This window comes from Planomonospora parontospora (assembly GCA_014647935.1).
Classification (GTDB): Bacteria; Actinomycetota; Actinomycetes; order Streptosporangiales; family Streptosporangiaceae; genus Planomonospora; species Planomonospora parontospora.
This window is the reverse complement of record BMQD01000069.1, coordinates 1-4347: the sequence shown is the minus strand read 5'-3', so window position 1 is coordinate 4347 and position 4347 is coordinate 1. Positions and strand designations below refer to the sequence as shown.

The following is a 4347-nucleotide window of genomic DNA, read 5'->3' as shown; positions in this document are numbered from 1 at the left end:
CGTTGCACCTGGCGGCGCAGGCGGTGCGGTCGGGGGAGTGCTCACTGGCGCTGGCCGGCGGAGTCGCGGTCATGGGCACACCCGAGATGTTCGTCGAGTTCAGCCGGCAGCGGGGTCTGGCCCCCGACGGCCGGTGCAAGTCCTTCGCCGCGGGTGCCGACGGCACCGGCTGGGCCGAGGGCGTGGGTGTGCTGCTGGTGGAGCGGTTGTCGGACGCGCGCCGCAACGGGCATCCGGTGCTGGCGATCGTGCGGGGTACGGCGATCAACCAGGACGGCGCCTCGAACGGGTTCTCCGCGCCGAACGGTCCGTCGCAGCAGCGGGTGATCCGGCAGGCACTGGCCAACGCCGGGCTGGCCTCCGACGAGGTCGACGCTGTGGAGGCGCACGGCACCGGCACGACGCTCGGCGACCCGATCGAGGCGCAGGCCGTCATCGCGACCTACGGCCAGGACCGGCCGGAGGACCGGCCGCTCTGGCTGGGCTCGATCAAGTCCAACATGGGCCACGCCCAGGCGGCGGCGGGCGCGGCCAGCGTGATCAAGATGGTGCAGGCGCTGCGGCACGGCCTGCTGCCCAAGACGCTGCACGTGGACGAGCCGTCGCCGAACGTGGACTGGTCGGCGGGCCGGGTGGAACTGCTGACCGAGGCCCGGGAGTGGGCGAAGAACGGTCACCCGCGCCGGGCGGGCGTGTCCTCCTTCGGTATCAGCGGCACCAACGCGCACGTCATCATCGAGGAGGCGCCGCCGGTCGAGGCCGAGGAGCCGGCCGGACGCGTGGACCCGCCGGTGGTGCCGCTCATCGTGTCGGGCAAGAGCACCGAGGCGCTGCGCGCGCAGGCCGTACGGCTCGCGGACCGCATCGAGGCCGATCCCGAGCTGGCTCCCGTGGACGCCGGTTTCTCCCTGACGGCCGGCCGTACCGCGTTCGAGCACCGGGCGGCGGTGATCGCCGAGGACCGCGAGGGCCTCCTGGCCGGTCTGCGCGCGCTCGGCGGCGGGGAGCCCGCGGCGAACGTCGTCCGGGGGCGCGCCGACACCGCGGGCAGGACCGTGTTCGTCTTCCCCGGGCAGGGGTCCCAGTGGGTCGGCATGGCCGTCGAGCTGCTGGACTCCTCCCCGGCCTTCGCCGCGGAGATCCAGGCCTGCGCCGACGCGTTCGAGGAGTTCGTCGACTGGTCGCTGGTCGACGTGCTGCGCGGGCGGGACGGCGCGGCCTCGCTCGACCGGGTGGACGTCGTGCAACCGGTGCTGTTCGCGGTCATGGTCAGCCTCGCCGCGCTGTGGCGCTCGCTCGGGGTGGCCCCCGACGCCGTCGTCGGACACTCGCAGGGCGAGATCGCCGCCGCGTACGTCGCGGGCGCGCTCACGCTCCGGGACGCGGCCCGCGTGGTGACGCTGCGCAGCCAGGCGCTCATCGCGCTCGCGGGGACCGGCGGCATGGTCTCCGTGCCGCAGCCCGTCGAGCGGGTGCGGGAGCTCCTGGCCCCGTGGGGCGAGCGGCTGAGCGTCGCCGCGGTCAACGGCCCCTCCTCGACCGTCGTGTCCGGAGAGACCGACGCCGTCGAGGAACTGCTGGCGCGCTGCGCCGCGGACGACGTCCGCGCCCGCCGCATCCCGGTCGACTACGCCTCGCACTGCGCGCAGGTCGAACCGATCAGGGAGCGGCTCGCGGAGCTCCTCGCCGACACGGCCCCGCGCGCCTCGCAGATCGCCTTCTACTCCACGCTGACCGGTGACGTGCTCGACACCACCTGCATGGACGCCGACTACTGGTACCGCAACCTGCGGCACACGGTCCGCTTCGAGCAGGTGGTGCGGCTCCTGCACGAGCACGGGCACCGGAGGTTCGTCGAGAGCAGCCCGCACCCGGTGCTGAAGAGCGGCATCCAGGACTCGATCGAGGACCTCGGCTCCGACTCGGACGGCTCGGTGATCGTCGGTTCGCTGCAGCGGAACAACGGAGGCCTCGGCCGGTTCCTGGCCTCCGCCGCGGAGGTGCACGCCCGGGGAGGTCACGTCGACTGGGGCACGTTCTTCGCCGCTTCGGGTGCGCGCCGGGTGGAGCTGCCGACGTACGCCTTCCAGCGCACGCCGTACTGGCTGCGGAGCCGCGCCGGCGGCGGTGACCCGGTGTCGATGGGGCTCGGGGCCGTCGAGCATCCGCTGCTCGGCGCCGCGGTCGTCTCCCCCGACTCGGACGGCGTGATCCTCACCGGACGCCTCTCGCTGGCGACCCACCCGTGGCTCGCCGACCACAAGGTCGGGGAGGCCGTCGTCTTCCCCGGCACCGGTTTCGTGGAACTGGTGGTCCAGGCCGGTGACCAGGTCGGCTGCGACATGGTGCGGGAACTGACGCTCCAGGCGCCGCTCATCCTGCCCCCGCGCGGAGGGGTGCAGCTGCGGATCGCCGTCGGCGCGGGCGACGCGTCCGGGACGCGCGACGTCACCGTCCACTCCCGGAGCGACGAAGAGGCGGACCTGCCGTGGACGCTGCACGCCGAGGGCGTCCTCGCGTCGGGTGCCGCGGCGCCCTCCTTCGACCTGGAGCAGTGGCCCCCGGCCGGTGCCACCGCGATCGACCTGGACGGCGCCTACGACTTCCTGCTCAGCCAGGACTACGGTTACGGCCCGGTGTTCCAGGGGCTGAAGGCGGCCTGGCGGCGCGGCGAGGAGCTGTTCGCCGAGGTCGCCCTGCCGGAGAAGGCGCGTGCCGACGCAGGCCGGTTCGGCCTGCACCCGGCGCTGCTGGACGCCGCGATGCACGCGGGTCTCTTCGACGACGACGGGCGGCGCGACGGTGCGACGGTGCTGCCGTTCGTCTGGAACGGGGTGACGCTGCACGCCGTCGGCGCGACGGAGCTGCGCGTCCGCAACGTCGCCGCCGGTCCGGAGAGCGTGTCGCTGCAGGTCGCCGACGGAACCGGCCGGCCGGTGCTGTCGGTGGGCGAACTGGTGTCCCGGGAGGTCGCGGCCGACCGGCTCGACGCCTCCCCGAACGCGCACGGCCGCTCGCTGTTCGGCGTGAGGTGGACGCCCGTCCCGGTCACGCCCGGTTCGGTGTCGTGGGCGCCGTGGGGCGCGCTGCCGGAGGGGGCCGAGGTGCCCGAGACGGTGGTGTTCGAGTGCCCGGTGCCTGGCGGCGGGGTTCCCGGATCGGACGCGCCGGACGTGGCGGATGCGTCCGGGGCGGATGTGCCCGGGGCGGTGCGGTCGGTCGTGGGCGAGGCGCTGGGGGTGGTGCAGGCGTGGCTGGCCGAGGAGCGGTTCGCCTCGTCGCGGCTGGTGGTGGTGACGCGGGGCGCGGTGGCGGTCGGAGCTGAGGACGTCGATGTGCGGCTGGCTCCGGTGTGGGGTCTGCTGCGGGCGGCGCAGGCGGAGAACCCCGGCCGGTTCGTGCTGGTCGACACCGACGGCGCGGCCGAGTCGGCCCAGGTGGTGCCGGCGGTGGCCGCTCTCGGGGAGAGCGAGGCGGCGGTGCGGGGCGGTGAGCTGCGGGTGCCGCGCCTGGTGCGGGTGCCGGGTGCGGACGGGGCCGCTGCGGTGTGGGGTGCGGACGGCACGGTGCTGGTGACCGGTGGCACGGGTGGCCTGGGTGCGCTGGTGGCGCGGCACCTGGTGGTCGAGCACGGGGTGCGGCATCTGCTGCTGACCAGCCGGCGGGGTCTGGAGGCGCCGGGTGCGGTGGAGCTGGCCGCCGAGCTGGAGGCGCTGGGGGCGCGGGTGACGGTGGCGGCGTGTGATGTGGCCGACCGGCAGGCGCTGGCGGATCTGCTGGCGGCGGTTCCCGCCGAGCATCCGCTGCGGGGTGTGGTGCACGCGGCGGGGGTGGCGGACAACGGGCTGGTGGGCACGTTGTCGCCGGAGCGGATCGATGCGGTGTTCCGGCCGAAGGCGGACGCGGCGTGGTATCTGCACGAGCTGACGGCGGAGCTGGATCTGTCGGCGTTCGTGCTGTTCTCGTCGGCGGGCGGGATGGTGCTGGCGGCGGGTCAGGGCAACTATGCGGCGGCGAACGTGTTCCTGGACGGGCTGGCGGCGTATCGCCGGGCCCGGGGGCTGGCCGCGCAGGCACTGGCCTGGGGGCTGTGGGACGTCGACACCGGCCTGAGCCGGTGGCTGAGCGACACCGACCTCCAGCGGATGCGCCGTCAGGGACTTCCCGCGTTCTCCGCGGAGGAAGGACTGGCGCTGTTCGACGCGGCGACCGCCACCGATGAGGCGGCGCTGGTGCCGATCCGGGTGGACACCGCCGCTCTGCGGACCCGGAGCGATGCCGTACCGGCGCTGTTGCGTGGTCTGGTGCGGGTGCCGGTGCGGCAGGCGGCGCGGGCGGGTGCGGGTG

At 74.7% G+C, this 4347-nt stretch carries 1 protein-coding gene; it reads left to right on the top strand.

Annotated features, from left to right (window positions below):
* Positions 1 to 23: 23 nt before the first annotated feature.
* The coding region (locus IEZ07_RS35070) for a type I polyketide synthase (RefSeq protein WP_301549382.1) at positions 24 to 4347 on the top strand (4324 nt) is incomplete at its 3' end.